Source organism: Brucella anthropi (assembly GCF_046630315.1).
In the GTDB taxonomy this organism is placed as follows: domain Bacteria; phylum Pseudomonadota; class Alphaproteobacteria; order Rhizobiales; family Rhizobiaceae; genus Brucella; species Brucella anthropi_A.
Window position 1 is genome coordinate 124,098 of sequence record NZ_LQBD01000038.1, and the last position, 24,751, is coordinate 148,848.

Below are 24,751 nucleotides of genomic sequence, written 5' to 3' on the forward strand. Positions count from 1 at the left end.
AAACAAACCTGCATGATCTAAAGATGACCTCTCCCCGGCCCGCAATAACTCTCTATGTTGCAGTGTAGCAAGCATGAGCAAGGATGCCGCCGCGTGGACAAGCACCTCATCACGTTCAACGCCGGTTCTTCGACGGTGAAGATCGGCACGTTCGCCTATGATGGAACAACAATCCGAAAATTATCGAGAGGCGAGATCGATCTGAACGGATCGCCCTTGCGTTTTCGATCCCACGGTGCAAACGGCGATATGGAAATCGCCCTTTCCGCCTCCGGCTCGGACGATATGGTTGCGATTCTGGACGAACTCTTCGCCAGACTGGCATCCAGAATCGATCCGGCCCGCATATTGGCAGTCGGGCATCGTGTCGTGTTCGGGGGAGACCAGTTCGCGGAACCGGTTCTCGTGAACGAGGCAAATATCGATGCCATGGAACGCCTGTCGATTTTCGCCCCGCTTCACCAGCCCAAAAGCATCGCGCTTGTCCGGGCGATCGGAAAGCTCTTTCCCCATCTTGCCCAGACGGCATCCTTTGACACGGCTTTTCACCAGACCATCCCCGACCCCATACGGCGCTTTGCCATTCCCGCCGATCTGCATCGGCGCGGCATAAAACGCTTCGGCTTTCACGGTCTTTCCTACAAATCCATCATCCGCAATTTCAGCGCATGTGAACCGGCGCTCGCCCAAGGGAAAATCGTCGCCGCACATCTGGGAAGCGGCGCCAGCCTGTGCGCCATGAAGAAGGGGGCGAGCCTGGACACAAGCATGAGCTTCTCGACCCTCGACGGCATTCCCATGGCCACACGCTGCGGCGCACTGGACCCCGGCGTGTTGCTCCATCTGCTGCAACAGGAGAACATGCAGGCCGATGCGATCTCGGACATGCTGTACCATCGCTCCGGCCTGCTTGGCCTTTCGGGATTGAGCGGGGATACCCGGCAATTGCTCGCGAGCGGCGCGGCTGAAGCCCGCGAAGCGCTTGATGTGTTTACCCTGCGCATAGCAGGCGAAGTCTGTCGGCTCGCATCCACGCTCGGCGGGCTGGATGCGCTCATCTTTACCGCAGGAATTGGCGAGCATCAGCCCGCAATCCGCGCAGCCATATGCCAGCGCCTCGCATGGCTCGGCATCGATCTGGATACAGCCGCCAATGATGAGAACGCTTTCCGGATTACGAAACAGTCCAGCAAAACAGCCGCCTTCGTCCTTGCGACAGATGAAGAGCAGATCATCGCCTCGGAAGCGCTCGAGGTCATTCAAGAACGGTCATAGATGCCAGCGGCACGCACGCAAAACCAGCGAAGGAGATCAGACATGAGTAACGCATCGGCCCACGGACCCCTGGCACCGCAAGAGCTTTCCCTTATCGACCGTTATTGGCGTGCCGCGAACTATCTCTCCGTCGGGCAGATTTACCTGATGGAAAATCCCCTGCTGCGCGAACCGCTGAAGCCGGAGCATATCAAGCCGCGGCTGCTCGGCCATTGGGGCACGACACCGGGCCTCAACTTCATATATGCGCATCTCAACCGCATCATTCGCGAACGAAACGCCGATGTGATCTATGTGTGCGGCCCCGGTCATGGCGGGCCCGGCATGGTGGCGAATACCTATCTGGAAGGCACCTATTCCGAAATCTATCCTGCGGTGAGCGAGGATGAAGCCGGAATGTGTCGGCTGTTCCGGCAGTTTTCCTTTCCAGGCGGCATACCAAGCCATGTGGCACCGGAAACGCCGGGGTCAATCCATGAAGGCGGTGAGCTTGGCTATGCGCTCGTTCATGCTTATGGTGCGGCGTTCGACAATCCCGATCTGGTCGTCGCCTGTGTGGTGGGCGACGGCGAAGCGGAAACCGGCGCGCTTGCCACCTCCTGGCATTCCAACAAATTTCTCAACCCCGCCCGGGACGGCACAGTCCTGCCGATCCTGCATCTGAACGGCTACAAGATCGCCAATCCCACCGTGCTTGCGCGCCTTTCGGACGATGATCTGGCCGACCTTTTCAGAGGCTATGGCTATGAACCGCACTTCATCGAGGGCAGCGACCCCGCTGCCATGCACCAGAAAATGGCGGCAACACTCGATGCGATCTTCGACCGGATCGCCACCATCAAGAAAAATGCCGATGTAAAATCGCCCGAACGCCCACGCTGGCCGATGATCATATTGCGCAGCCCGAAAGGCTGGACCGGCCCCAAGGTCGTCGACGGGCTTGTCGTCGAGAATTACTGGCGCTCCCATCAGGTACCCGTCTCCAACTGCCGTGAAAACGATGCGCACCGCAAGATCCTCGAAGCGTGGATGAAAAGCTACGATCCCTCGGACCTGTTCGACGAAAAAGGCGCCCTCAGACCGGAACTGCGCGCGCTCGCACCGAAGGGCAAATCGCGGATGGGGGCCAATCCCCATGCCAATGGAGGCCTGTTGCGCAAGGAGTTGCATACGCCGGACTTCCGCGAATATGCCGTCCCGGTTTCAGAACCCGGCGTGATAGAGGCGCAATCGACCAAAATCCTTGGCGAATATCTGCGGGATGTGCTCAAACTGAACGAAACCGAAAAGAATTTCCGTGTTTTCGGCCCGGACGAAACCGCTTCCAACCGTTTGAGCGCCGTATTCGAGGCGACCGACCGGGTGTGGATGGCGGAAACACGCGACATAGACGACCATCTGTCGGCAGATGGTCGCGTCATGGAGGTCTTGAGCGAGCATTTGTGTCAGGGCTGGCTGGAAGGCTACCTTCTGACCGGGCGGCATGGTTTCTTTTCCTGTTATGAAGCCTTCATCCATATCGTCGATTCCATGTTCAACCAGCATGCAAAATGGCTGCAGGTGGCGCGTGAACTGACATGGCGCGAACCCATCTCCTCGCTCAATTACCTGCTGACCTCGCATGTATGGCGGCAGGACCATAACGGCTTTTCGCATCAGGACCCCGGCTTCGTCGATCTCGTCGCCAACAAGAGCGCGGATATCGTGCGTGTCTATTTTCCGCCGGATGCCAACACATTGCTGTGGGTCGGCGATCATTGTCTCAAGACATGGAACCGGGTGAACGTCATCGTGGCCGGAAAACAGCCGGAGCCGCAGTGGCTCCCGATGGATGAGGCCGTGCGTCATTGCGAAGCCGGGCTCGGCATATGGGACTGGGCCGGCACCGAGGACGGACTGGAACCGGATATCGTGATGGCCTGCGCCGGCGACGTGCCAACGATGGAAACCCTCGCTGCGGTGGACATCCTGCGCAAGTCGCTGCCGCATCTGCGCATTCGCGTCGTCAATGTGGTGGACCTTATGGTTCTCCAGTCGCCGCAACACCACCCGCATGGCATTTCCGACGAGGAATTCGACCGGATATTCACCACCAACAGGCCGGTCATTTTCGCCTATCATGGTTATCCCTATCTCATTCACCGGCTGGTCTATAAACGCACCAACCACCCCAATTTCCATGTAAGGGGCTTCATCGAACAGGGCACGACAACGACGCCCTTCGATATGACCGTGCTGAATGAGCTGGATCGCTTCCACCTTGCCATGGAAGCTATCGCACGGCTTCCATTGGCGGATGGAACCGCGGCGTCCCTGACAGCGGAACTGACGGAAAAACTGGCGCTTCACAAAAACTATGTGCGCACCCACGGTGAGGACATGCCGGAAATTCGCGACTGGAAATGGCCTTATTCCAGAACGGACGCCTGAACCAACCTGTCTGCCCATTCAGAAGCTGCCGGGCTTGTAACGCCCGGCGGCTTTACTTTATTTATCGCATGTCTTTTTCCCGAAAACGGTTCCCGCTTTCGGGCGGCATGTTAAAGCAGGCCCTCTTCCTTGAATGCTTTCTGCACATTCGGGCGGGCCAGCACGCGCTCGCGCAGTTTTAACGCCTTGGGATAGGCACTCAGATCGAGCTTGAGGCCGACACCCCAGCCGATGATGACCGAGGCATAGGCATCGGCTTGCGTGAAATCATCGCCGAGCCAATAGGCGTTTTTGTCGGACAGCATAGCTTCAAACTGGCCCATGCGACGATTGATATTGGCTATGACGCCGGCCTTGGCTTCCTCGGTCAGATTGGGTGCAAACAGACCGCCGAAGGCCGAATGCAGATCGGAACAGAAACCGAGCGCTTCCTGCAAGCGGGCGCGTTCCATCGAGCCATAGGCAGGCTTGAATGCAGCCACATCCGAATGGTCGCCAATATATTGAAGGATTGCCGCGTTCTGCGTGATGACGCTGCCGGGCTTTACTTCCAGAGCCGGGACCGCGCCACGCGGATTGATCGCGAAATAGTCGGCACCATCGGCCGTTTTCTTGGCCTTGAGGTCCACCGCTTCCAGCTCGTAAGGCAGGCCCGCCTCGCTCAAAATGATATGCGGTGCGAGCGAACAGGCACCAGCCTTGTAATAAAGCTTCATGGAAATCTCCCATCGGTTTCGATGATAGATTTCTATCAATTCTGATGCGCCTCGCAAGGAATTGGGGATCACATTTCTTTGTGCCCCCCTCATCTTTCGAAAAATCGTCCGACGGCGGCAATCTATCAGAAAAGCGAGGCGATCCGCGCAGGCTTCGAAGACTGCATTCGCGTCACGACAACCAGCTTGTTGAACTCGCCGCGCTTGAAGGCGCGCAGGAAGCGCGGATAGTCCTTGAACACCACGCAGCCATTGGAATCGCCACGCCGCCCCAGCATGAAAGTATGTGCCAGAAGCCCGTCGCGATTATAGCGGTTGTTGCCGTCGACGGGCGTGAGACGGATCGCCTCGACACCGTGGAACAATGCCTCGCGCATGCGCAGATCATAGGTGTGTGGCGGGGTCGGCCCGCGATTCTTCTGGTTCACATAACGCGGATTGTCCCGCATTGGTCCAAGGCCGGAATGAGCTTCCAGACGCTCGCCGCTCGGCAGGTAAACGGTGGCTGCGGAAATGTCGTAGATGGCAACCTTGCTGCGGGCGGCCTGATTGAGAAGCGGGCTGAAAAGGCCGGGACGCGGTTCTTCCGTGGCTCCGCTTTCCGGTGCATAGGCAAGCTCGGTCCTCTCACGCATACGCGAGCGGCGGAGCGATGGTCTTGCGCCCGGCAGCGGCACATCATCGGGCAGGAATGCGTCAGGGGTGGCGTCGTCTTCCGCGGCCATGTCCGTCTTCTGGTCAGGCGCAAACTGCGGAACAGGAATGGCATTGCCAATTGGAAGACCGGCTTGCTTTTCAGCAGCATCGGCTTCTTCTGCTTGCGAAAGCGGTTCGATCTTGCTGAACGCCGACGCAGCGCCCGATGCAGCCGGCATTGGCGCATAGGCGACCGCCGCCGTGGCGGGTTCTTCCCGCCGCACGCGATCGGCACGCAATTCGACGAGGGATGCCGTATCGACAGGCTTGTCCTCGATCACGGAATCGGGCCCGATATCGGCGATGATCGGTTCGTCGCCTGCGCTTTTTGTGCGGCGCCAATCGAGATTGGAATAAGCCGTATCGGCAGTGTAGGCCTTGATGAAGCTTCGCCTGATCCGCTGCGAGGGCACGATCTTGTGATCGACGACGGCAAGCGCCTGCGGAGCCGTCAACGCAACACGGCGCATGACCGGCGCGACAGGCGCAAAGGCGGGCACGACCGTTTCCAGCGTGCCAAGCGCGGTCATCATCCAGCTTCCGGCCACGAGCCCCGTCGCGGCGAAGAGCGCAATGCGCGTAAAGCCCTTGAAACCGAACGGAAGCCTGATGCCGTTGCTACGCGCAGCCGCATGGCCATACACTTCTGTTACACACGCCATGATACAAATCCGAGTGGAAATCAACTTTCGCGGCACCGCCTTGCATGTCAGTTCGGCAAAAAGACGAACAGGACATGGCAAAGCGGTGACTGGAAGGTCGCCTCCAGCATCGCTAATTATGGTAACCAAATCCTTTACGCGATGAAGAAATCCGGCTCAGAACCGGTTCAGGCCGTCAGCAGATAGGTGCCCTGTTTGGCACTGGGAAACTCCAGCCCCTCCACCGCCACGCGATTGCGCCCGCGATGTTTCACGCGCATCAGGGCAAGATCGGCGCGCGCGGCCGTCTCCCACAATGTTTCGCCGCCCCGCACCATGGCTATGCCGAAACTGCACGTCATTCCACGGTCTGCGGGCAGCATGGAGAACCGATGCCGGGCGACAATTCCGCAGAGCCTGTTGCCCAGACGCTCACAGGCTTGTGCATCGCCATGAACGAGAAGAACAAATTCCTCGCCGCCGACGCGCCCGACGATCGACGTGCCGGCCGCCGCCATTTGCAGAATGCGGGCAAATTCGACCAGAACGCGGTCTCCGGTTGCGTGGCCCAGTTCATCGTTGATCGACTTGAAGTGATCGATATCGGCAATGATGACCCCATAATCACCGCGCTGGGCCTCTGTCAGGCGCACATGCGCATGGCGCTCCAGGCCACGCCGGTTGAGAACACCTGTCAGCGGATCGGCATCCCGTTCCGCCTGGAGTTCGCTCACTACATCCGACGTGGTCACGACCAGCAGAACCAGGCCGGCAAAAACCCCCGCAAAGGCGCCGAATATCATGACACCCTGCCAGTAACGCGAATGAATGAGGTCGGACGGCCGTGCAATATCGGTGGAAAGGCCAACTGACAGTCCAGCCTGCACAGAGAAATGCATCACCAGCAACAGCAATGCGCCAAACAGCACGCGTTCGATCCAGCTCCGTCGGGCAAGATCGCGAGCCTGGATGCACAGGACCGCGATCAGACTGCCCAAAGCCAGATTGACCGCAGGCGCGATCCGCTGATAACTCGCATCATTAGCAATGAAATAGGCCATGGCTCCGAAAAGAGCGAGCCCGATCAGGCCCGATGCCACGCGGGAATAATGCCCGCCCATGCGCGTCATGACACCTTGGCAGAGCAGCCAGCCGCCCAGGAAATGGAACGTCGTGGCAAAGGGCGAGGTCAGGGTCAGGCTGTTGGAGATCAGCGATATCGGCACCAGAAGCCCGAAAGCAAAACATGCGAAGCTCAGGCCGAAAAGCAAAAGATGCCGGCGCTTCGTGTCGAGCATCCAGACGCCCAACATCGTCGCAGCAAACAGCAAGACTACCAGCGGCGGCACAAACTTCACGAACAGGCCCTAAATCGGTTAAAAATGGGAATGCAAGAAAACGGCATTTCAGATTGAAGCCCATGTGCAATTACAAAGGCGGCTCGAAGTCAAGTTTTTAGTTCAGAATATTTATGAACACTAAAGTCTAAAAGAGCAGTTTCGAGATTAAGTGAATGCTAAAAAATAACTGGAAACAACATCCTCCAGCGAAAAACTATTTTCACGCAGTTTTTACCTTCAAACTTATCCCCAGAAGCTTTTCCGCAATCATGCGACCGATGGGGATGGATGAGGTCGCGGCCGGTGACGGCGCATTGCACACATGCAGCATCCGCTCTGTCTCCTTGAACAGAAAATCATGCACCAGCGTCCCGTCATCCAGAACCGCCTGCGCGCGGATGCCAGCGCCCGGCGCGCCAAGGTCGGCAAGCTGTAGCGACGGGCAATATTTGCGGCATTCCTTCAGATAGCGCGCGCGGGAGGCGGAATTGCTGAACTCGGACAGGGCCGAGCGCCAATTCTTCATCGCCATTTTCCAGAAGCCCGGAAATGTCGACATGTCCGCGACATCGCCAGCGCGGAAACTGCCCTTGGCATAGCCCTCGCGCGAAAAACCAAGAACCGCATTCGGCCCCACCGTCACGCCGCCATCGATGGTCCGCGTCAGATGAATGCCAAGAAACGGCAGGTCGGGATCGGGGATCGGATAGATCAGGTGCCTGACGATATGCGCCTTCGATTGCGGCAGGGTGTAGTATTCGCCACGAAACGGAACGATGCGATGGCTGATGTCCAGCCCGGCAAGCCGCGCCACGCGGTCGGATTGCAGCCCGGCGCAGGCAACGAGCCTGGAAGCGCGCACAGTCTCCCCGTTCGTCGTCACCGTGACGCCCCTGTCATCCTCCCGGATTGCCGTCACCGGCGCATTGAGCCGCACGATGCCGCCGCGCTCGACGATTTCCGCAGCCATGGCGCGCGAAACCCTTGCATAATCCACGATGCCGGTCGCGGGAACGAGCAGCGCCCCGAGGCCTGCAAGCGCAGGCTCGACCTTGCGCAACGCCTGCTGGTCCACATGCTGGAAGGTGATGTCGTTCTGGACCGCGCGCCTGGCGAGCGCCTCCATGCGTTCAACCTCCTGGGAAGAAGTGGCGACCAGAAGCTTGCCGCAGGTTTCGAACGGAATGGAATATTGCTCGCAGAACGCTTTGGTGGCTTGCGCACCCGCGCGGCAAAGCTGTGCCTTCAATGAACCCGGCTGGTAATAGATGCCCGCATGGATGACGCCGCTATTGTGTCCCGTCTGGTGACGCGCGAAATCGCCTTCCTTCTCGAGCAGGATGATGCTTGCGCCCGGCTCGGCTTCCTGCAATGCCTTTGCTGTCGCCAGCCCGACAATGCCGCCGCCGATGACGCAGTAATCATAATCTGCCACGAAGTCCCCTCCTCATGCCTTTTCCGATGCAAGCACCCGGCCTTGCCGCGGCTCGACAGGATGATTACCTGTTATTTATACGATTGCGGCCTTGGTTACAGCACCGCAAAATGGCATTCTTTGCCAAATCCGGTTCCCCCTTGCGGAGATGTTACATGCGCCATCAGTTCGACCTTTTTGCTCCTTCCCCGGAGGAAGGAGAGGAACGGGCAGAACTGCGCCCTGCCCGCACCAGGCCCGGCAAGACGACCGGCATCGATGAAGCGGAAATGGTGAGGCGCCTGAAAGACAGCGGGCGCTACCGCATCCTGCAACGGCTCGATCCGCCGCCGACGGTTCCTGATGCCGACAGGATCGCCTTCCCGCGTCTCGGCGTGGTGGTGGATACGGAAACGACCGGCCTCAATCCGGCGCAGGAGGAAATCATCGAAATCGGTGCGGTGGCCTTTCGCTACGCCGATGATGGATCGATAGGCGATGTCTGCGCCACATTCGGCGCGCTGCAACAGCCCTCAAAACCGATCCCGGCGGACATCACCCGCATCACCGGCATTACCGACGACATGGTGAAAGGCCAGACGATCCCGCGTGAGGAACTCGACGCGCTCATCGGCGAGGCTGATATCATCATCGCGCATAATGCCGGTTTCGACCGCCCGTTTCTCGAACGGTTCTCGATTGCCTTCGCCAACAAGCCATGGGCCTGTTCGGTCAAGGAGATCGACTGGACCGCACGCGGTTTTGAAGGCACCAAGCTCGGTTATCTGATCGGCCAGAGCGGCTATTTCCACAACGGACACCGGGCCGAAGATGACTGCCAGGCGCTGTTGGCCGTACTGAAGGAAAAATCCGGCGAAACCACGCCCTTTGCCGAACTGCTGAAGGCAAGCCAGCACGCGCGGATGCGCATCTATGCCGAGAATAGCCCGTTCGACATGAAGGATCACCTGAAGGCGCGCGGCTATCGCTGGTCGGATGGCAGCGATGGGCGTCCGAAATCATGGTGGACGGAGATCGGCGAAGAAGAACTCGAAGCCGAACTCGAATATCTGCGCACCGAGATCTACGGCTGGCGCGACGCCGACCCGCTGATCCAGAAGCTCACCGCCATGGATCGTTACAAGGAACGGGCGCCTCTACGGGCAAAGAAGTAAAAGGGCCGCATTCAGCGCCCTTTTCTTGCGGTGCGGATGATTCCGTCTATGGGTAGCCGAAAATGGTGGCGCTCGAGAACCGGAGCGGAGTGTACTTAACGTACATGAGCACCGGAAGCGCAGAGCGACGCCATTTGCAGGCAGCCAGAGGCGGAATCTAGAGGACCGGCCACGGCCTCTGCACTGGCCGTATCTGCTCATAAGCACGCGCCAATCGCAACACGCCCAAATCGTCGAAACGCTGGCCGAAAATCTGCAAGCCGATGGGCAGGCCCTTTGCCGTATAACCGCAATTGATCGAAATGGCCGGCTGCTCCGACATGTTCATCGCAACGGTGAAGGCGATATGTTCGAACGGACGTTGCGGATCGTTGATTGGCGAGGCCCATTCCGCCGGATAGGTTGGCATCGGCGCGGTTGGCGAGATGATGAAATCAAAACCCTTCGATGCGGCAAGGGCGGCGTTGCGCATGGCGTCCATCTGGGCAAAACCGAGATAGACTTCCTCGCCGGAAAGCCCTTCGGCCGTTTCTGTCCACTGGCAGATGTAAGGCAGGATTTTCGCCCGGTTTTCCGGCGTCATCTTTTTGATGTCGGACCAGGAACGCGCGCGCCAGAAACGATCCAGACCGTCGATCATGGTGCGGTTGAGGAAGGGAGCGACCGGCTCGATGATCGCGCCAGCATCGGCAAACAGCTTCGCAGCCGCTTCCACTGCCGCCTTTGTTTCCGCACCCACCGGCTCGCCGAAACCGGCATCAAGCCACAGGCCGATCTTCAGGCCCTTGACGTCGATGTCGAGGTTCATCCAGTCGATATCCTGCGGGGGCAGGCTCATGCCGTCGCGGCTGTCGGGCTTCGACAGCACCGACATGTAAAGCGCGCTGTCAGCCACCGTGCGCGTCATCGGCCCTGCAACGCGACCAAGGAACGGCGGATCGATGGGTATACGCCCGAAGGAGGGCTTCAGTCCGACCAGACCGCACCAGCCCGCAGGCAGGCGGATGGAGCCGCCAATATCGGTGCCGATATGGAGCGGGCCGTAGCCGGCGGCAGCCGCACTTCCCGCGCCCGCGCTCGAACCGCCCGGATTGGTATTGAGGTCCCACGGATTGCGCGCCAACTTGTGGAAGCTCGATAGGCCTGACGACAACATGCCCAGATCCGGCATGGTGGTCTTGGCCAGCAGCACGCCGCCAGCCTCACGGGTGCGCGCCGCAGGCGGTGCATCGGCGGCGGCAGGCTTCAACGGCAGCGCCGCGCAGCCAAGCGGCACGGGCGTTCCCTCGGTCGCGATGTTTTCCTTGATCGTCAGCGGCACACCGTCGATGGGACCGGCAGGCTCACCCTTTGCCCAGCGCGCTTCCGAGGCCTTGGCCGCCGCCCGCGCCGCATCCGGATCATAAGCCCAAAGCGCATTCAGCTTCGGCTCATAGGCTTCGATGCGGGTGATGACGGCCTCCGTGACTTCGACCGGCGACAGCGACTTCGTCTTATAGGCGGACACGAGTTCGACGGCTGACAAATCGGCTGGATTCGACATTGGGTATTTCCTCAAATCACTCAAGCAAGGTTATGACATCGGAGCGTCGCGCCCGTTTGCGGCGTCCTGAGAACGGTTTCGGCACGGCATCAACCAGCGCCCGCGTATAATCGTGCCGCGGGTTGTCGAAGACCTCGTTCGTCGGCCCCTGCTCGACGATATTGCCGCGATAGATCACGGCAACACGGTCGGTAATGGCGCGCACGACGCCAAGATCATGGCTGATGAACAGATAGGAGAGGCCGAACTTTTCCTGCAAATCCATCATCAGGTTCAACACCTGCGCCTGGATCGAAACATCCAGCGCCGAAACCGGCTCATCGGCAACGATCAGGGCCGGCTTTGTGATCAATGCCCGCGCAATCGCAATGCGCTGGCGCTGCCCGCCGGAAAACTCGTGCGGATATTTTTCCGCCGAAGCCTTGGGCAGACCGACGGCTTCCAGCACTTCCGCCACGCGGTCGTCGCGGTCTTTGGCGCTTGTGCCGCGTTCCAGCGATACAATCGGCTCGGAAATGATGCGCTTGACGGTATGGCGCGGATCAAGCGAGCCATAGGGGTCCTGAAAGATCGCCTGAAAGCCCTTGCGCGCCTCGCGCAGGCCTGAGCGATCCAGCGCATAAATATCCTGTCCGTTGATGAGAATCTGGCCGGATTGCGGACGCTCCAGCCCCATCACGGCGCGTGCCAGCGTGGATTTTCCGGAACCGCTTTCGCCGACAATGCCAAGGCTCTGCCCTGCTTCGATCTCGACATTCACGCCATGCAGGACACGCAAGGAACCCGGCCTGGAAAGGAATGACGGACGCGGAAGCTGGTACTCGCGCACGACATCGCGCACCTGCAAAATCATCTTGCTCATAACACCACCTCCCCGTCGCGGGGATGGAAACAGGCGGCGCGATGCGCGATGCCTTCATCCTCGCCAAGCCGGTCGAGCGGCGGGATTGCCTGACGGCAATCGCCCTCGACAAAAGCGCAGCGGTCGGCAAAGGTGCAGTAAGGCGGGCGCGCCAGCGGGTCGGGCACGACGCCGGGAATGGCGGCAAGGCGCTGCCGGGTCTTGCTCTTGTCCCGCACCAGCGCGGCCCCATGGGGCGAGGCCGCGAACAGGCCGCGTGCATAGGGATGCGCCATGCGGTGGAACACCGCGTCCGTGCGCCCCGTCTCGACGATGCGGCCCGCATACATGACCGCGATGCGGTCGGTCATTTCCGAAACCACACCAAGATCATGGGTGATAAGCATCAGCGCCGTGCCGGTTTCGTCGATCAGCTCGTCCATCAGGTCGAGAATCTGCGCCTGCACCGTCACATCCAGCGCCGTGGTCGGCTCGTCGGCGATCAGCAGGTCCGGCTTACAGGCAATCGCCATGGCGATCATCACGCGCTGGCGCTGCCCGCCGGAAAGCTGGTGCGGATAAAGATCGAGATTGAAGCGGGGTGCAGGCAAACCAACGCGATCCAAAAGGCGGCGCGCTTCACGCTCCGCATCGGCGCGGCTTTCGCCCAGATGCAGGCGACGGCCTTCCGCAATCTGCGCGCCGATGGACTTGACCGGATTGAGCGCCGTCATCGGCTCCTGAAAGATCATCGCCATGCGCCGCCCGCGCATTTTGCACAATTCTGCCTCCGGCATGGCGGCAAGGTCCTGCCCGTCGAAGCGCAAAGTGCCGCGCACGCGCATCCGGTCGGGCAGAAGGCCCATGGCGGCAAGAGCAGTGATCGACTTGCCGCTGCCGGATTCACCCACCACGCCGAGGCGTTCGCCGCGATTGAGCGTCAAAGTGATATCGGACACGATATCCGCAACCTTGAGGCCGATCGGCAGTTCGACCGACATGTTCTCCATTTCGAGCAAAGGTGCCGTCATCTCTGCCTCCTCACGCGCGGGTCAAGCACATCGCGCAAACCGTCGCCCAGCATGTTGAGGCCAAGCACGGCAAGCGTGATGGCAAGACCGGGGAAAATGGCGAGCCATGGCGCATCATAAATATAGGTCTGTGCGTCGTTGAGCATCTTGCCCCAGCTTGGCATCGGCGGCTGGGTGCCCAGCCCGACATAGGACAGGCCCGCTTCGGCCACGATGGCGAGCGCGAACTGGATCGTCGCCTGCACGATCAGCACGTGGTTGATGTTGGGCAGCACATGCAAAAGCGTGATCGATATATCGCCACGGCCCGCACAACGCGCCGCCTGCACATATTCGCGCTTCCACAAACCAAGCGAAGCGCCGCGTGTGACGCGCGCAAAGACCGGAATGTTGAAAATGCCGATGGCGATCATCGCATTGACGGCGCCGGGTCCGAAGATCGCGGTTATGATGACAGCGGTAAGAAGGGCCGGAAACGCAAAGGCGAGATCGGTCATGCGCATGACGAAGCCGTCGATCAGCCCGCCGCGCGCCGCCGCAAGCGACCCGAGCGGAATGCCGATGCCCGCGCCGACCAGGACGGCGATGATCGACACGGCGATGGAATTGCGCGCGCCGACCATGATCATGGAAAACACGTCGCGCCCGAAATTATCCGTCCCGAACAGATGGCTTAGACCCGGCCCCTGCAATTTGTCGCGAAAGTTCATCGCGGTCGGGGAATAGGGCGTCCAGGCGTAGGAAATGACAGCCATCGCGACCAGAATGATCGTGATGAGTGAGCCGATCGACAGACTGCGGCTCAGCAGCACCGTTTTGAACACACCCGGTTTCGGGAGAGCCTGCGCTTCGCTCATCGGCTGCCTCCCGTCGAAAGGCGCGGATCGATGAAGCCATAGACCAGATCGACAACGAAATTGACCGCGATGACGGAAGCGGCAAGCAGCGTCACCAGCGACTGCACGGTCACGAGATCGCGCTGGGCGATGGCCTGAAACACCAGCCTTCCAAGGCCGGGCAGATTGAAGACGTTTTCGATGATGATGGTTCCCGCCAGCAGAAAGGAAAATTGCAGGCCGATGATGGTGACGACCGGGATCAACGCATTGGGCACGGCATGCCGCCAGAGTGCTGCCTTGCGTGTCAGCCCCTTGGCGCGCGCGGTGCGAACGAAATCCTCGCCCAGCGTTTCGATGACGGCGGATCGGGTGACGCGGGCCAGGATGGCGGCAAGCGGCAGGGCAAGCGCCAATGCGGGCAGGAACAGCGAACGGATGCCGTTCCAGAACCCGCCTTCCCAGCCCGCGAAGCCCGAAGCCGGAAACCAGCCAAGCTGCAAGGCAAACAGCAGGATCAGAAGCAGGCCGAGCCAGAAATTCGGGATCGCAACGCCGACCTGCGCCACGCCCATGGAAAGCACGTCGCCGGTCTTGCCGCGCTTGGACGCGGCATAGACACCGACCGGAATGGCGACGGCCACCGACAGCACCATGGACAGAAGCGCCAGCGGCAGCGTGACCATGATGCGCGGCCCGAGCAACTCGCTGATCGGCACGGAATAGGTGTAGCTTGTGCCGAAATCACCTTTCAGAAAGCCGCCGATCCATGTGAGATAGCGCCACCAGAGCGGCTGATCGAGGCCGAGCTGCTTGTGCAATGCGGCCAGCGTCTCGGGCTGCGCATTGATGCCGAGGATCACCGCCGCCGGATCGCCCGGCAGCACCTGCATCAGCAGGAAGACGATGACGGAAGCCGCAAGCGTCGTCAGCAGGAGCGAAACCAACCGCCCGGATATGTAAGCCAGCAAAACGACCTCCTTGAAAAGACGGATATCCGCTTTCCACATTCCAATCCGCCGCACGCCCTCCCCTTGTCTTTATGGGGTGCGCGGCCATTCGTGTTGTTATCCGCCCCTTTGCCAAAGGGCCGGGGCGGATGTTTTTATTCGGCCCAATAGGCCTGGGTCACATCGTCTGCCGGAATCGGCATGTTCTTCCACAGACCCTTGACGTTTTTGTTCCACACACCGATTTTCGGCAGCGCATAGAGGAAGATGTTCGGCTCGTCGGCGGCAAGCTTTTCCTGCAACTTCTTCACCAGTTCGAGCTGTTCCTCATCGCTACCGGCTTCGGCATAGGCCTTGTAGAGCGCCTTGTATTCGGGGTTGTTATAATTGAAATAGTATTTGTCGCGGGCATAGATATCGAGATCGCGCGCTTCGGTATGCGCGATAATCGTCGCATCGAAATCCGACCGCTTGAACACCTGATCCAGCCATTGGGCGAACTCGATCGGCACAAGATTGGCCTGAATGCCCACTTCCGCCAGCATGGCCGCAATGATCTCGCCACCGCGACGCGCATAGGCCGGAGGCGGCAGCGTGATGGTGATCGACGTTCCAGCCGGAACGCCCGCCTCTTCCAGCAATTGTTTCGCCTTTGCCGGATCGTACGGATAGGTCTGCGAGAGATCGACATAGCCCGGATCGACCGGCGCATAATGCGAGCCGATCGGCGTGCCGAAACCGGAATAAACGCCTTCGATCAGCGCCTTGCTGTCGATGGCATGGGCCAGCGCCTGACGCACCTTCACATTGTCGAACGGCGCCTTGGCATTGTTGAGCGACAGCAGAACCTTGCCCGCCGTATCGCCCACTTCCACCTGAAGCTTGTCGTCGCTCTTGAAGCGGCTGATGAGTTCCGGGGCCTGGAACATCGGGAAGGCATCGATATCGCCCGCAAGAATGGCGGCGGCGGCGGCCGACGGATCGCTGACGAAGCGGAAGGTGACGGCGGAAAGCTTTGCAGGCTCGCCCCAGTAATCCGGGTTGCGCTCCAGCTCCACGCGATCACCCTGCACCCAGCGCTTGAACTTGAACGGGCCGGTGCCGACCGGCTTGGTCTTGTTGCCCGCAGCCGTGTTCGGCGCGACCATCACCGCATCGCCCCAGCCCATATTGAACAGGAAGTTCGATGTCGGGCGCTTCAGCGTCACCACCGCAGTCAGCGGATCGGGACATTCTGTCTTTTCGATGGGTTCGAACAGACCCTTCTGCGCATTGGTGGAATCGGGCGCAACCGCGCGTTCATAGGAGAATTTCACGACCGAGCAGTCGAAGGGCGTGCCATCGTGAAACTTCACACCATCATGCAGCTTGAAGGTATAGGTCTTCTTGTCGTCGGAGACGGTCCAGCTTTCAGCCAGAAGCGGCTTCACCGTGCCGTCTTCGACAATGCGCACCAGCCCTTCATAAAGGTTCGCATAGGTAACTTGCCGGATACCGGCGGCGGCATTGGCCGTCGGATCCAGACCCGGCGGCTCCAGCACTTCGCCGACCACCAGCGTATCCTTCGCAAAAGCACCGTTGATCGATGCCAGCATCGCGGCTGTTATCAGCCCGGCTTTCAGCAATTTACCCATTGTTCCCCTGTATCCTTCTTTATCTAAATCGAGCGCCCGCCATCCACGTCGAGCGCAACCCCTGTAATCATAGAGGCTTGAGGCGAACAAAGGAAAGCCGCAGCTTCAGCCAGATCGTCGGGTTTCAACAGGCGGCCCATCGGGATGGAATCGCGGAATTTCTTGCGGATTTCCTCGGTGTCCTCACCCATGAAGGTGGTGAGAAGCGGCGTTTCACCGGCAACCGGATTCAGTGCGACCACGCGAATCTTCGCCGGTGCAAGCTCGATGGCCAGCGCCTTCGTCACCGAAACAACCCAGCCCTTGGTCGCGTTGTACCAGGCAAGGTTCGGACGCGGACGACCAGCACCGGTCGAAGCGACATTTAGAATGACGCCTTCCCCATTCTTTTTCATGTGCGGAATGAGCTTGCGCGTCATCAGATAGACGCCGCGTACATTGACGCCAAGAATACGGTCGAATTCTTCCGGCTCCACCAGTTCGGCATTTTGCGGCTTGTGGCCGATACCGGCATTGTTGATGAGAATATCGACCTTGCCGAATTTCGACAGGGCGGCTTCCACCGCCGCATCGACATCGGCCTCCCTGGAAATATCGGCGGCCACGGCCAGCGCCGCATCGCCGATTTCACCCGCAACGCGTTTCGCGCCCGCCTCGTCGCGGTCCACGATGACGACCTTTGCGCCGCCATCGGCAAAGCGCTTTGCCATGCCTTCGCCAAACCCCGAACCTGCTCCCGTGATGAGCGCGACCTTACCTTCAAGCGACATCGTGCTTTACCCTAACCATGATATACGGAAATCGTCTTCAGCGAGGCGAATCCATAGAGCGCCTCGAAACCCTTCTCACGGCCATGGCCGGATTTTTTCACGCCGCCGAACGGCAGTTCGATACCGCCACCCGCGCCGTAATTGTTGATGAACACCTGACCTGAATGGATGGCATGGGCGAGGCGGAACTGCCGTCCGCCATCCTTGGTCCAGATGCCGCAGACGAGGCCATAATGCGTGCCATTGGCAATCACGACGGCTTCTTCTTCCGTGTCGAAAGGCAGGATGACCTGTACGGGGCCAAAAATTTCTTCCTGCGCCAGACGATGATCGGCAGGCACGTCACGGATCAGCGTTGGCAGGACATAGGCCCCGCCTTCCGGCGCGTCTTCAGCCAGCACACCCTGCGCGGCAATCGCCAGGCCATCCTGTCTGGCAAGATCAAGATAGCTATCGACAATCGCCTTCTGGCGCTCGGACACCACCGGGCCAACCGACAGATCGGCGCTGGCCGGGCCAACCTTCAACGCGCGGTAGCGTTCACTCATGCGGGCGACGACTTCTTCATAAATGCTGCGCTCGACCAGAATGCGCGACGAGGCCGAGCAGGTCTGCCCGGCATTCTGGATGCCCGCATTGACCAGAAACGGCAAGGCGCGGTCGAGATCGGCATCGGCGAAGACGATCTGCGGCGATTTTCCGCCGAGTTCCAGCGTCACCGGCACGGTGTTCTTCGCCGCCGCAGCCTGCACCGCCTCGCCGGTGCGAACGGAGCCGGTAAACGAGATATGGTTGACGTCGGGATGTTCGGAGAGCGCCGCGCCTGCCTCCGCGCCAAGCCCGGTCACGACATTGAGCGCGCCTTTCGGAAGGCCGGCCTTTTCGGCGATCCTGGCAAATTCCAGAATGGTGAGGCAGGCTTCTTCGGCAGGCTTGACCACGGCTGCATTGCCCATGGCCAGTGCCGCGCCAAGGCTGCGCCCCAGAATCTGCATCGGATAGTTCCACGGAATGATATGGCCCGTGACACCATGCGGCTCATAGATCGACAGGACCGTGAAGCCGTTCTGATAGGGCAGCGTGTCGCCATGCACCTTGTCGGCGGACGCGCCATAGAATTCGAGATAGCGTGCGAGCGCCACCACATCGGCGCGAGCCTGTGTGATCGGCTTGCCGACATCCTTCGATTCCAGATCGGTCAGAAGGTCGATATTCTTCAAAACCTCTTCCGAAATACGGTGCAGCACGCGGCCGCGCTCGGTCGCCGTCAGTCTGCCCCAGTCGCCGGAAAGCGCGCTGCGGGCCGCAGCCACCGCCAGGTCGATATCGGCCTTGGCGCCGCGCGCAATCAGCGCCAAATCGCTGCCATCGGACGGATTCTTGAGCGTGATGTGCTCGCCGCCAACGGCATCCTGCCACACGCCCGCGATAAAATTGCCATAACGGAGCAAGCCCGCTCCTCCCGTCTTGTTTTCATGCTTCATTGTCATTCTCCCGAAGAGGCATTTCGGCCTCCAACCTTGCCGTGGTTGCGCGAATATGCGCCCGCGCCAGCCGCTCGGCCTCCTCGCCATCGCGCGCCGCAATGGCTTCGACAATGGCTCCATGTTCACGGATTGCATCGCGTGCCCGGTCCACCGACAGCGAAAAGGACGGCGCAAAAACCTGCGATGTCATGCGCAGGAGCGGCACGAAGGCAATCAGCGAGGCATTGCCCGCCGTGCTCATCACCGCCATGTGAAAATCGACATTGGATTGGGTATAGGCTTTCGGGTCCCACGGATCGACAACCGCACCCTGTCCCGCAACATGCGCGCGCAGCCTTGCGATATCCGCATCGCTTGCCCGTTCGGCGGCAAAACGCGCGGCCACGCCGTCCAGCACCTCGCGCACCGCATAAGCATCGATCAGGCGCGTGAGATCGGCGGATGCGACCCGCACCCCCCGGCCCGGCAGGTGAATGACAAGCCCGTCACGCTCCAGAACACGCAAGGCCTCGCGCAGCGGCGTCCGGCTGATGCCGAATTCAGCCGCAATATGCTCCTGCCGGAGTATCGCGCCCGGCGCATAATCACCCGCATAAATCCGCTCGCGAAGCGCTTCCGCCACTTCGTCCAGCAAACGGGTCTGACTGCGCCATTCAAAAGCCGTCAATAGAAAAGCCTCCCAACTTTTTTGCACAGAATATCCTGGATACAAAATCAGTCAATCTGAAAACGAATGCGCTTTTCAGAAATAAACAGGCGATTGAAAGACCGGAAATTTCGCAAACTTGGTTCAAAACGACAAGAACTGTCGCGGAGGGCATCGGCGGCCGGTTGGAGAGCGCTTATTCGCCAACGATTTCCGCCAGCATTTCGGCAAGCTGGCGGATCTGGTCAAAACCGCCAATAGAGGAGCCATTGTCCATATGCCGGATGACGATCTCCATCGGCTCCACGGATGGCAGTCCCGCTGCGGCAGGCACAGCCCGATGACCGGGCAGCGCCACGCGCGTCGGCAGCAGGCTGACACCCAGCCCTTCCGCAACCGCGCTCTGGATACTCGCAAGGCTTGAACTGGTGAAAACCACATGCCAGCGCCTGCCCGCCCGGTCGAGGGCTTCCATCATGTCGCTGCGATAAAGCCCGTTCGGCGGAAAGACGACGAGCGGCAGCGGATCGACATGGGAAACGGGAAAATCGGCGCTATCGAGCCATGAAAGCGGCTCCGGCCAGTGCATGACGCCGGCCGTTTCGCCGCGCTTCTGCTTCACCATGACGAGATCGAATTCCCCTGTCTCGAAACCTTTCTGCAAATCGCGGCTGAGACCGCTCGTCACTTCGAGCTTCGTATTGGGATGCGCGCGCATGAAACGTGCCAACGCGGGCGTCACCAGCCTTGAGGCAAAATCTTCCGGCAGGCCAAGGCGGAACACGGAGGCAAGCGCCGTCCCGGCCATCGCGGCTGCGGCCTCGTCATGCAGATGCAGGATGCGGCGCGCATAACCCAGCAGCTTTTCGCCTGCATCGGTCGGCCGCACATCATGCCGGGCACGGTCCAGAAGCGCCTGTTCGGCAGCGTCCTCCAGCCGCATGATCTTCTGGCTTACGGTCGATTGGGTCGAGTGCAACTGCAAGGCCGCTGCCGTAAAACTGCGACTGTCGACGACAGCCACGAAGGCCCGCAGGAGATCAAGGTTGAAAATAGTATTCATAAAGCCACTGGATACCAGTTAAACATTTAATTTCCAAATATGACAGTCGGCTTGTATGAACGCAACAAGCAGGAGAACCAGCCGATGCGTCAAACGATATTCAGCTTGAGTGCCCTGGCTTTGATTGCGGGGACATTTATTATGAGCGAACCGACATTGCCCGGCCACCACGCCGCAGCAAAGGCCCAGGCCTCCCTTCTTCAGGCCGCAGCATCTGGCGATCTGGCTACCGTCAACGCTGCCATCAAGGCCGGAGCAGACCTTGAAGCGCGCGGGAAGAATGGTGAGACGGCACTTCTTGCAGCCACCCATGCCAATCACGTCGATGTCGCCCGCGCGCTCATTGATGCTGGCGCCGACGTCAACGCCAAGGATGCCATCAAGGACAGTCCCTATCTTTATGCGGGTGCGCGCGGACATCTCGAAATCCTGAAACTGACGCTTGCGCATGGCGCGGACCTCAAAAGCACCAATCGCTATGGCGGAACGGCGCTCATTCCCGCCGCCGAACGCGGGCATGTCGAAACGGTGCGAACGCTGATCAAGGCTGGCGTCAAGGTCGACCACGTCAACAATCTTGGCTGGACAGCGCTTCTTGAGGCCATCATGCTGGGCGATGGCGGCCAGCGCCATGTCGATATCGTCAAGCTTCTCATCGATGCCGGAGCCGACGTCAATCTGGCGGACAATGATGGCGTCACGCCGCTTCAACATGCCCGCAGCCGCGGCTATGCGCCCATGGTTGCCCTGCTGGAAAAGGCGGGCGCGAAATGACCAGCGACAGCACATTTCTCGATCAGGCCATAAGGCTTGCCTTCGACAATATCGAACAAGGCGGTCGCCCGTTCGGCGCCGTGGTCGTCAAGGGCGACAAGGTCATCGCCACAGGCGTCAATCGCATGCAGGCCGATTGCGACCCGACCGCCCATGCCGAATTGCTGGCGCTGCGCGCGGCAGGCAAGGCGCTGCAATCGCCGCGCCTCGATGGCTGTGAAGTCTATGCCAGCGGCCAGCCCTGCCCCATGTGCTTTGCCGCGATGCGCATGGCAGGCATCGAAAAAATCCGTTTCGCCTATTCCAACGAACAGGCCGAACCTTTCGGTCTTTCGACTGCGAAAATCGCTGCCGAACTTGCCAAGCCTCCGAGCGCGCAAACCGGCATCAGTTTCAAGCATGTGCCACTGAAAAACGATCCCGAACTCTACCAGGCCTGGAAAAACAAGAACAAGGCAGGCGCCTGAACCATGCAAACCACCCCCCATCCGGCAACCGGCAGCAAGTACGCAGCAAACCTCGCGCTCATCGCGCTTGTCGTCCTGATCGGCCTCAACCTGCGTCCGTTCCTGACCGCGCCGGGGCCCGTTCTTTCAGACATCGCAGCCGATACCGGCATGGGTTTCGGTGCGCTTTCCCTGCTCACCTTTCTGCCCATGATGCTGATGGGGCTTGGCGCTTTCGCCGCGCCGCGCATCCAGTCGCTGTTCGGCACCCGCCGCAGCATGTTCGCGTCACTTGCGGTTCTTGCTGCCGGCTCCCTCCTGCGCGGCATTGTTCCTGATGGTGTTTCGCTGGTGCTGACCGCCATTTTGTGCGGCGCGGGCGTGGCGATGATCCAGGCCCTGATGCCCGGCCTCATCAAGGCCAATTTCCCATCGCGCATTGCCACGGTGACGGGGCTCTATTCCGCCATGATCATGGCCGGCGGGGCACTCGGCGCAAGGCTGTCCCCCTGGCTTGCAGGCGCAGAGCATCGCTGGCGATTCGCACTCGCCGTCCTTGCCATTCCAGCCGTGCTGGCGCTGCTGACTGCAATTCCCATTCTCCGCGAAACCGCGGCGGCGGGCAAAAGATCGGGAATCACCAGCCATCTGTTGCGCCGCCCACGCACATGGGTGCTGATGGTCGCCTTCGGTCTCGTCAATGCAGGCTATTCATCCATGGTCGCCTGGCTCGCCCCCTATTACCAGTCGCTGGGGCTGGCGGCCTCCACCACCGGCAATCTCGTCGCGGCGATGGCCGTGGCACAGGCGCTCTCGGCCTTTGGCCTGCCGCTTCTCGCCCGCCACAGCATCGATCGCCGCCCGTGGCTGCTGCTGACATTGGCCATGCAAGCCGTCGGCTTCGCAGGCCTTGCCTTCGCACCGCAGCTTTCGCCCTTCTTCTGGTCCGCCATCTGCGGCGCTGGCCTCGGCGGCAGCTTCGCGCTTGCCATGATTACATCGCTCGATCATCTGCCAAGGCCGGAAGAAGCAGGCGCGCTGGCCGCCATGATGCAGGGCGGCGGTTTCCTGATCGCCGCTCTCGGCCCCCTCGCCACCGCTTTCCTGCATGGGCTGACCGGCTCGTTCGCGTCGGGCTGGATCATGCATCTCGTTCTGGTCGCAAGCATCTGCCCGCTCTATCTGCGCTTCAATCCCCGCAAATATGCGCATGTGATGAAACTGCCGGTTCTGGCGGAAAGCGGCACACAATAGCGTTATCCGGCCAGTTTGTGGCCCGAAAACAGTGTCCGCCCGGCATTTTTCGGATAGATAGCTTGCTGACCTTCCCGATACGGTTAAGGTTACAGGAAGCCTGTCTCTTATTCTGCGGCATCTGGAACGGTTCAAACGGAACCGCCTGCCGCTCTGGTCCCGAACACTGGTCACGACATGAAGCACGAAACTGCCATCCAGCAAGCCACGTCCGCAGCTCCGGACGGTTTGCCCAAACCGAGAATCTATTGGGCATGGGCGACCCTGATGGTGGGCCTGACACTCGCCGTCATCGATGGCACGATTGCAAATGTCGCCCTGCCGACGATCGCCGCCGATTTTTCGGCCGGGCCTGCCGCTTCGATCTGGATCGTCAACGGCTACCAGCTTGCCATCGTGGTCACGCTGCTGCCGCTGGCAGCACTCGGCGAAATCCATGGCTATCGGCGCGTCTATCTTGGCGGGGTGGCCTTGTTTACGCTCGCTTCCGTGGCCTGCGTCTTCTCGCGCTCGCTGGAAGCGCTCACTTTCGCCCGCATCGTACAAGGTCTGGGTGCCGCGGGGCTGATGAGCGTGAACACGGCCCTTCTGCGCTATACGGTGCCGCAGGCGAAATTCGGCACCGCTATCGGCCTCAACGCGCTCTTCGTCGCCGTTTCATCGACCATCGGGCCAACACTTGCCGGAGTGATGCTGTCTTCGCTGAGCTGGCCCTGGCTTTTCGTCATCAATATTCCACTCGGCGTCGCAGCCGTCGTGATGGGACTCAAAAGCCTGCCCGACAATGACCGCTCTGCTCGTAAATTCGATATGGTCAGCGCAATCCTGTCAGCACTCACCTTTGGCTTGCTGGTCACGACCATCGACAGTGCAGGCAACGAAATCGGTTCTTCGGTCGTGCTGTTGCAGGCAGCCGGCTGTGTGCTCGCAGGCGCTCTTCTCACGCGGCGGTCGTTGCGCATGGCGGACCCGCTGCTTCCGCTCGATCTCCTGCGCATTCCGGTTTTCACGCTTTCCATCTGCACGTCGATCATGTCGTTTCTGGCGCAGATGATGGCGTTCATCTCCTTGCCGTTTCTGTTTCAGATCGTCTTTGGCTTCAAGCCGATTGAAGTCGGCTTCCTGATGATGCCCTGGCCCATCGCCCTTGCCATCGTCGCACCGCTATCGGGCAAACTGTCCGACAAGCATTCGCCGGCGATCCTGGGCCTGCTCGGCCTTATCATATTCGCCATCGGGCTTGCTCTGGTCGGCATGCTGCCGGAACATCCGTCGATCGCCGATATTTGTTGGCGCATGGCAATCTGCGGCGTCGGTTTCGGACTGTTTCAGGCACCCAACAACCGCATGATGATTACCTCCACGCCACGCGCACGCAGCGGTGCGGCAAGCGGCATGCTGGGCACGGCGCGCCTTCTCGGCCAGTCGCTGGGGGCGGCATTCGTCGCATTTCTGCTGTCGCAATGGGGCGTGGAAGGAACACCCTATATTCTCTTCTTCGCATCCGGATTTGCGCTATTCGCCTCGCTTATCAGCGTCACACGCCTCGGGCGCTGATTTCATCCACAGCTTTGAAGTGAAGGGGAAAATTTCTTGCACAAAGAAGCAAATTTCCCTGTTGCAATCTCGGAAGCGTTGGTCCATATAGCGCCTGCCTGACGGAAACGAACGGTTTCCGGAACGACTGGCGCGAGCGGGTGTAGCTCAGGGGTAGAGCACAACCTTGCCAAGGTTGGGGTCGAGGGTTCGAATCCCTTCGCCCGCTCCAGTTTTTCTTCAGATCGGGCTT

Annotated in this window: 21 protein-coding genes and 1 tRNA gene; 8 read left to right on the forward strand and 14 right to left on the reverse strand. The window is 60.2% G+C overall.

Annotation, left to right across the window (positions count from 1 at the left end; all coding sequences use genetic code 11):
* The first annotated feature begins 93 nt into the window (after window positions 1–93).
* Both AVM02_RS18285 and AVM02_RS18290 read left to right on the forward strand, forming a co-directional pair.
* Window positions 94–1,275: an acetate/propionate family kinase gene (locus AVM02_RS18285; protein ID WP_411508330.1), complete on the forward strand. Its 1,182-nt coding sequence runs from the start codon at window positions 94–96 to the stop codon at window positions 1,273–1,275.
* A 42-nt stretch (window positions 1,276–1,317) separates the two neighbouring features.
* Window positions 1,318–3,705, forward strand: coding sequence for a phosphoketolase (locus tag AVM02_RS18290; RefSeq protein WP_411508331.1), 2,388 nt, complete (start codon window positions 1,318–1,320; stop codon window positions 3,703–3,705).
* A gap of 110 nt (window positions 3,706–3,815) precedes the next feature.
* Here the strand turns inward: AVM02_RS18290 and gst are convergent, their stop codons facing one another.
* The 4 genes from gst to lhgO all read right to left on the reverse strand — a co-directional run bounded on the left by gst (window position 3,816) and on the right by lhgO (window position 8,533).
* Complete coding sequence (gene gst / locus AVM02_RS18295) at window positions 3,816–4,421, reverse strand: glutathione transferase (RefSeq protein ID WP_411508332.1); 606 nt, start codon at window positions 4,419–4,421, stop codon at window positions 3,816–3,818.
* 125 nt (window positions 4,422–4,546) lie between these two features.
* The gene (locus tag AVM02_RS18300; RefSeq protein ID WP_411508333.1) at window positions 4,547–5,779 is read right to left on the reverse strand and encodes a DUF2778 domain-containing protein; all 1,233 of its coding nucleotides are present in this window, start codon (window positions 5,777–5,779) and stop codon (window positions 4,547–4,549) included.
* Between the two features lie 167 nt (window positions 5,780–5,946).
* Complete coding sequence (locus AVM02_RS18305) at window positions 5,947–7,116, reverse strand: GGDEF domain-containing protein (protein WP_411508334.1); 1,170 nt, start codon at window positions 7,114–7,116, stop codon at window positions 5,947–5,949.
* Between the two features lie 202 nt (window positions 7,117–7,318).
* Window positions 7,319–8,533 (reverse strand): L-2-hydroxyglutarate oxidase, encoded by a 1,215-nt coding sequence (gene lhgO, locus AVM02_RS18310; protein ID WP_411508335.1) that lies wholly within the window; start codon window positions 8,531–8,533, stop codon window positions 7,319–7,321.
* Window positions 8,534–8,688: 155 nt separating this feature from the next.
* On the opposite strand from lhgO, the gene AVM02_RS18315 reads away from it, so the two are divergent.
* Window positions 8,689–9,687 carry a 3'-5' exonuclease gene (locus tag AVM02_RS18315; RefSeq protein ID WP_411508336.1) on the forward strand — a complete coding sequence of 333 codons (999 nt, stop codon included), beginning with the start codon at window positions 8,689–8,691 and terminating at the stop codon, window positions 9,685–9,687.
* 157 nt (window positions 9,688–9,844) lie between these two features.
* On the opposite strand, the gene AVM02_RS18320 is transcribed toward AVM02_RS18315, so the two are convergent.
* The 10 genes from AVM02_RS18320 to AVM02_RS18365 all read right to left on the reverse strand — a co-directional run bounded on the left by AVM02_RS18320 (window position 9,845) and on the right by AVM02_RS18365 (window position 20,488).
* Complete coding sequence (locus AVM02_RS18320; protein ID WP_411508337.1) at window positions 9,845–11,230, reverse strand: amidase; 1,386 nt, start codon at window positions 11,228–11,230, stop codon at window positions 9,845–9,847.
* Between the two features lie 16 nt (window positions 11,231–11,246).
* The gene (locus AVM02_RS18325) at window positions 11,247–12,092 is read right to left on the reverse strand and encodes an ATP-binding cassette domain-containing protein (protein WP_411508338.1); all 846 of its coding nucleotides are present in this window, start codon (window positions 12,090–12,092) and stop codon (window positions 11,247–11,249) included.
* Window positions 12,089–13,102, reverse strand: coding sequence for an ABC transporter ATP-binding protein (locus AVM02_RS18330; RefSeq protein WP_411508339.1), 1,014 nt, complete (start codon window positions 13,100–13,102; stop codon window positions 12,089–12,091). Before AVM02_RS18330 ends, AVM02_RS18325 begins: the two co-directional genes overlap by 4 nt.
* Window positions 13,099–13,959: an ABC transporter permease gene (locus tag AVM02_RS18335; protein ID WP_411508340.1), complete on the reverse strand. Its 861-nt coding sequence runs from the start codon at window positions 13,957–13,959 to the stop codon at window positions 13,099–13,101. The genes AVM02_RS18330 and AVM02_RS18335 overlap by 4 nt, the downstream gene beginning before the upstream one ends.
* The gene (locus AVM02_RS18340; RefSeq protein ID WP_121987369.1) at window positions 13,956–14,909 is read right to left on the reverse strand and encodes an ABC transporter permease; all 954 of its coding nucleotides are present in this window, start codon (window positions 14,907–14,909) and stop codon (window positions 13,956–13,958) included. Before AVM02_RS18340 ends, AVM02_RS18335 begins: the two co-directional genes overlap by 4 nt.
* 134 nt (window positions 14,910–15,043) lie before the next feature.
* Complete coding sequence (locus AVM02_RS18345; RefSeq protein ID WP_411508341.1) at window positions 15,044–16,522, reverse strand: ABC transporter substrate-binding protein; 1,479 nt, start codon at window positions 16,520–16,522, stop codon at window positions 15,044–15,046.
* 23 nt (window positions 16,523–16,545) lie between these two features.
* The gene (locus AVM02_RS18350; protein ID WP_411508342.1) at window positions 16,546–17,292 is read right to left on the reverse strand and encodes an SDR family oxidoreductase; all 747 of its coding nucleotides are present in this window, start codon (window positions 17,290–17,292) and stop codon (window positions 16,546–16,548) included.
* A gap of 11 nt (window positions 17,293–17,303) precedes the next feature.
* On the reverse strand, window positions 17,304–18,776 hold the full coding sequence (locus tag AVM02_RS18355) for an aldehyde dehydrogenase family protein (protein ID WP_411508343.1): 1,473 nt from the start codon (window positions 18,774–18,776) through the stop codon (window positions 17,304–17,306).
* Window positions 18,766–19,446, reverse strand: a complete 681-nt coding sequence (locus tag AVM02_RS18360; protein WP_411508344.1) for a GntR family transcriptional regulator — start codon at window positions 19,444–19,446, stop codon at window positions 18,766–18,768. Before AVM02_RS18360 ends, AVM02_RS18355 begins: the two co-directional genes overlap by 11 nt.
* 175 nt (window positions 19,447–19,621) lie before the next feature.
* The gene (locus AVM02_RS18365) at window positions 19,622–20,488 is read right to left on the reverse strand and encodes a LysR substrate-binding domain-containing protein (protein ID WP_411508345.1); all 867 of its coding nucleotides are present in this window, start codon (window positions 20,486–20,488) and stop codon (window positions 19,622–19,624) included.
* 141 nt (window positions 20,489–20,629) lie between these two features.
* Between AVM02_RS18365 and AVM02_RS18370 the strand changes: the two genes are divergently transcribed.
* From AVM02_RS18370 to AVM02_RS18390, 5 genes are all read left to right on the forward strand, one after another.
* Window positions 20,630–21,262 (forward strand): ankyrin repeat domain-containing protein, encoded by a 633-nt coding sequence (locus tag AVM02_RS18370; RefSeq protein WP_411508346.1) that lies wholly within the window; start codon window positions 20,630–20,632, stop codon window positions 21,260–21,262.
* Window positions 21,259–21,729 carry a nucleoside deaminase gene (locus AVM02_RS18375; RefSeq protein ID WP_411508347.1) on the forward strand — a complete coding sequence of 157 codons (471 nt, stop codon included), beginning with the start codon at window positions 21,259–21,261 and terminating at the stop codon, window positions 21,727–21,729. Before AVM02_RS18370 ends, AVM02_RS18375 begins: the two co-directional genes overlap by 4 nt.
* Before the next feature lie 3 nt (window positions 21,730–21,732).
* Complete coding sequence (locus tag AVM02_RS18380) at window positions 21,733–22,962, forward strand: cyanate transporter (protein WP_411508348.1); 1,230 nt, start codon at window positions 21,733–21,735, stop codon at window positions 22,960–22,962.
* Between the two features lie 177 nt (window positions 22,963–23,139).
* The gene (locus tag AVM02_RS18385; RefSeq protein ID WP_411508349.1) at window positions 23,140–24,519 is read left to right on the forward strand and encodes an MFS transporter; all 1,380 of its coding nucleotides are present in this window, start codon (window positions 23,140–23,142) and stop codon (window positions 24,517–24,519) included.
* A gap of 136 nt (window positions 24,520–24,655) precedes the next feature.
* Window positions 24,656–24,730, forward strand: a tRNA-Gly gene (locus AVM02_RS18390).
* Window positions 24,731–24,751: the final 21 nt, after the last annotated feature.

Bases quoted from the DNA above. Each gene is read 5' to 3' on its own strand.
- AVM02_RS18290 (WP_411508331.1), top strand. From the start codon at position 1,318: ATGAGTAACGCATCGGCCCACGGACCCCTGGCACCGCAAGAGCTTTCC.
- gst (WP_411508332.1), bottom strand. From the start codon at position 4,421: ATGAAGCTTTATTACAAGGCTGGTGCCTGTTCGCTCGCACCGCATATC.
- AVM02_RS18300 (WP_411508333.1), bottom strand. From the start codon at position 5,779: ATGGCGTGTGTAACAGAAGTGTATGGCCATGCGGCTGCGCGTAGCAAC.
- AVM02_RS18315 (WP_411508336.1), top strand. From the start codon at position 8,689: ATGCGCCATCAGTTCGACCTTTTTGCTCCTTCCCCGGAGGAAGGAGAG.
- AVM02_RS18320 (WP_411508337.1), bottom strand. From the start codon at position 11,230: ATGTCGAATCCAGCCGATTTGTCAGCCGTCGAACTCGTGTCCGCCTAT.
- AVM02_RS18325 (WP_411508338.1), bottom strand. From the start codon at position 12,092: ATGAGCAAGATGATTTTGCAGGTGCGCGATGTCGTGCGCGAGTACCAG.
- AVM02_RS18330 (WP_411508339.1), bottom strand. From the start codon at position 13,102: ATGACGGCACCTTTGCTCGAAATGGAGAACATGTCGGTCGAACTGCCG.
- AVM02_RS18335 (WP_411508340.1), bottom strand. From the start codon at position 13,959: ATGAGCGAAGCGCAGGCTCTCCCGAAACCGGGTGTGTTCAAAACGGTG.
- AVM02_RS18345 (WP_411508341.1), bottom strand. From the start codon at position 16,522: ATGGGTAAATTGCTGAAAGCCGGGCTGATAACAGCCGCGATGCTGGCA.
- AVM02_RS18350 (WP_411508342.1), bottom strand. From the start codon at position 17,292: ATGTCGCTTGAAGGTAAGGTCGCGCTCATCACGGGAGCAGGTTCGGGG.
- AVM02_RS18355 (WP_411508343.1), bottom strand. From the start codon at position 18,776: ATGAAGCATGAAAACAAGACGGGAGGAGCGGGCTTGCTCCGTTATGGC.
- AVM02_RS18365 (WP_411508345.1), bottom strand. From the start codon at position 20,488: ATGAATACTATTTTCAACCTTGATCTCCTGCGGGCCTTCGTGGCTGTC.
- AVM02_RS18370 (WP_411508346.1), top strand. From the start codon at position 20,630: ATGAGCGAACCGACATTGCCCGGCCACCACGCCGCAGCAAAGGCCCAG.
- AVM02_RS18375 (WP_411508347.1), top strand. From the start codon at position 21,259: ATGACCAGCGACAGCACATTTCTCGATCAGGCCATAAGGCTTGCCTTC.
- AVM02_RS18380 (WP_411508348.1), top strand. From the start codon at position 21,733: ATGCAAACCACCCCCCATCCGGCAACCGGCAGCAAGTACGCAGCAAAC.
- AVM02_RS18385 (WP_411508349.1), top strand. From the start codon at position 23,140: ATGAAGCACGAAACTGCCATCCAGCAAGCCACGTCCGCAGCTCCGGAC.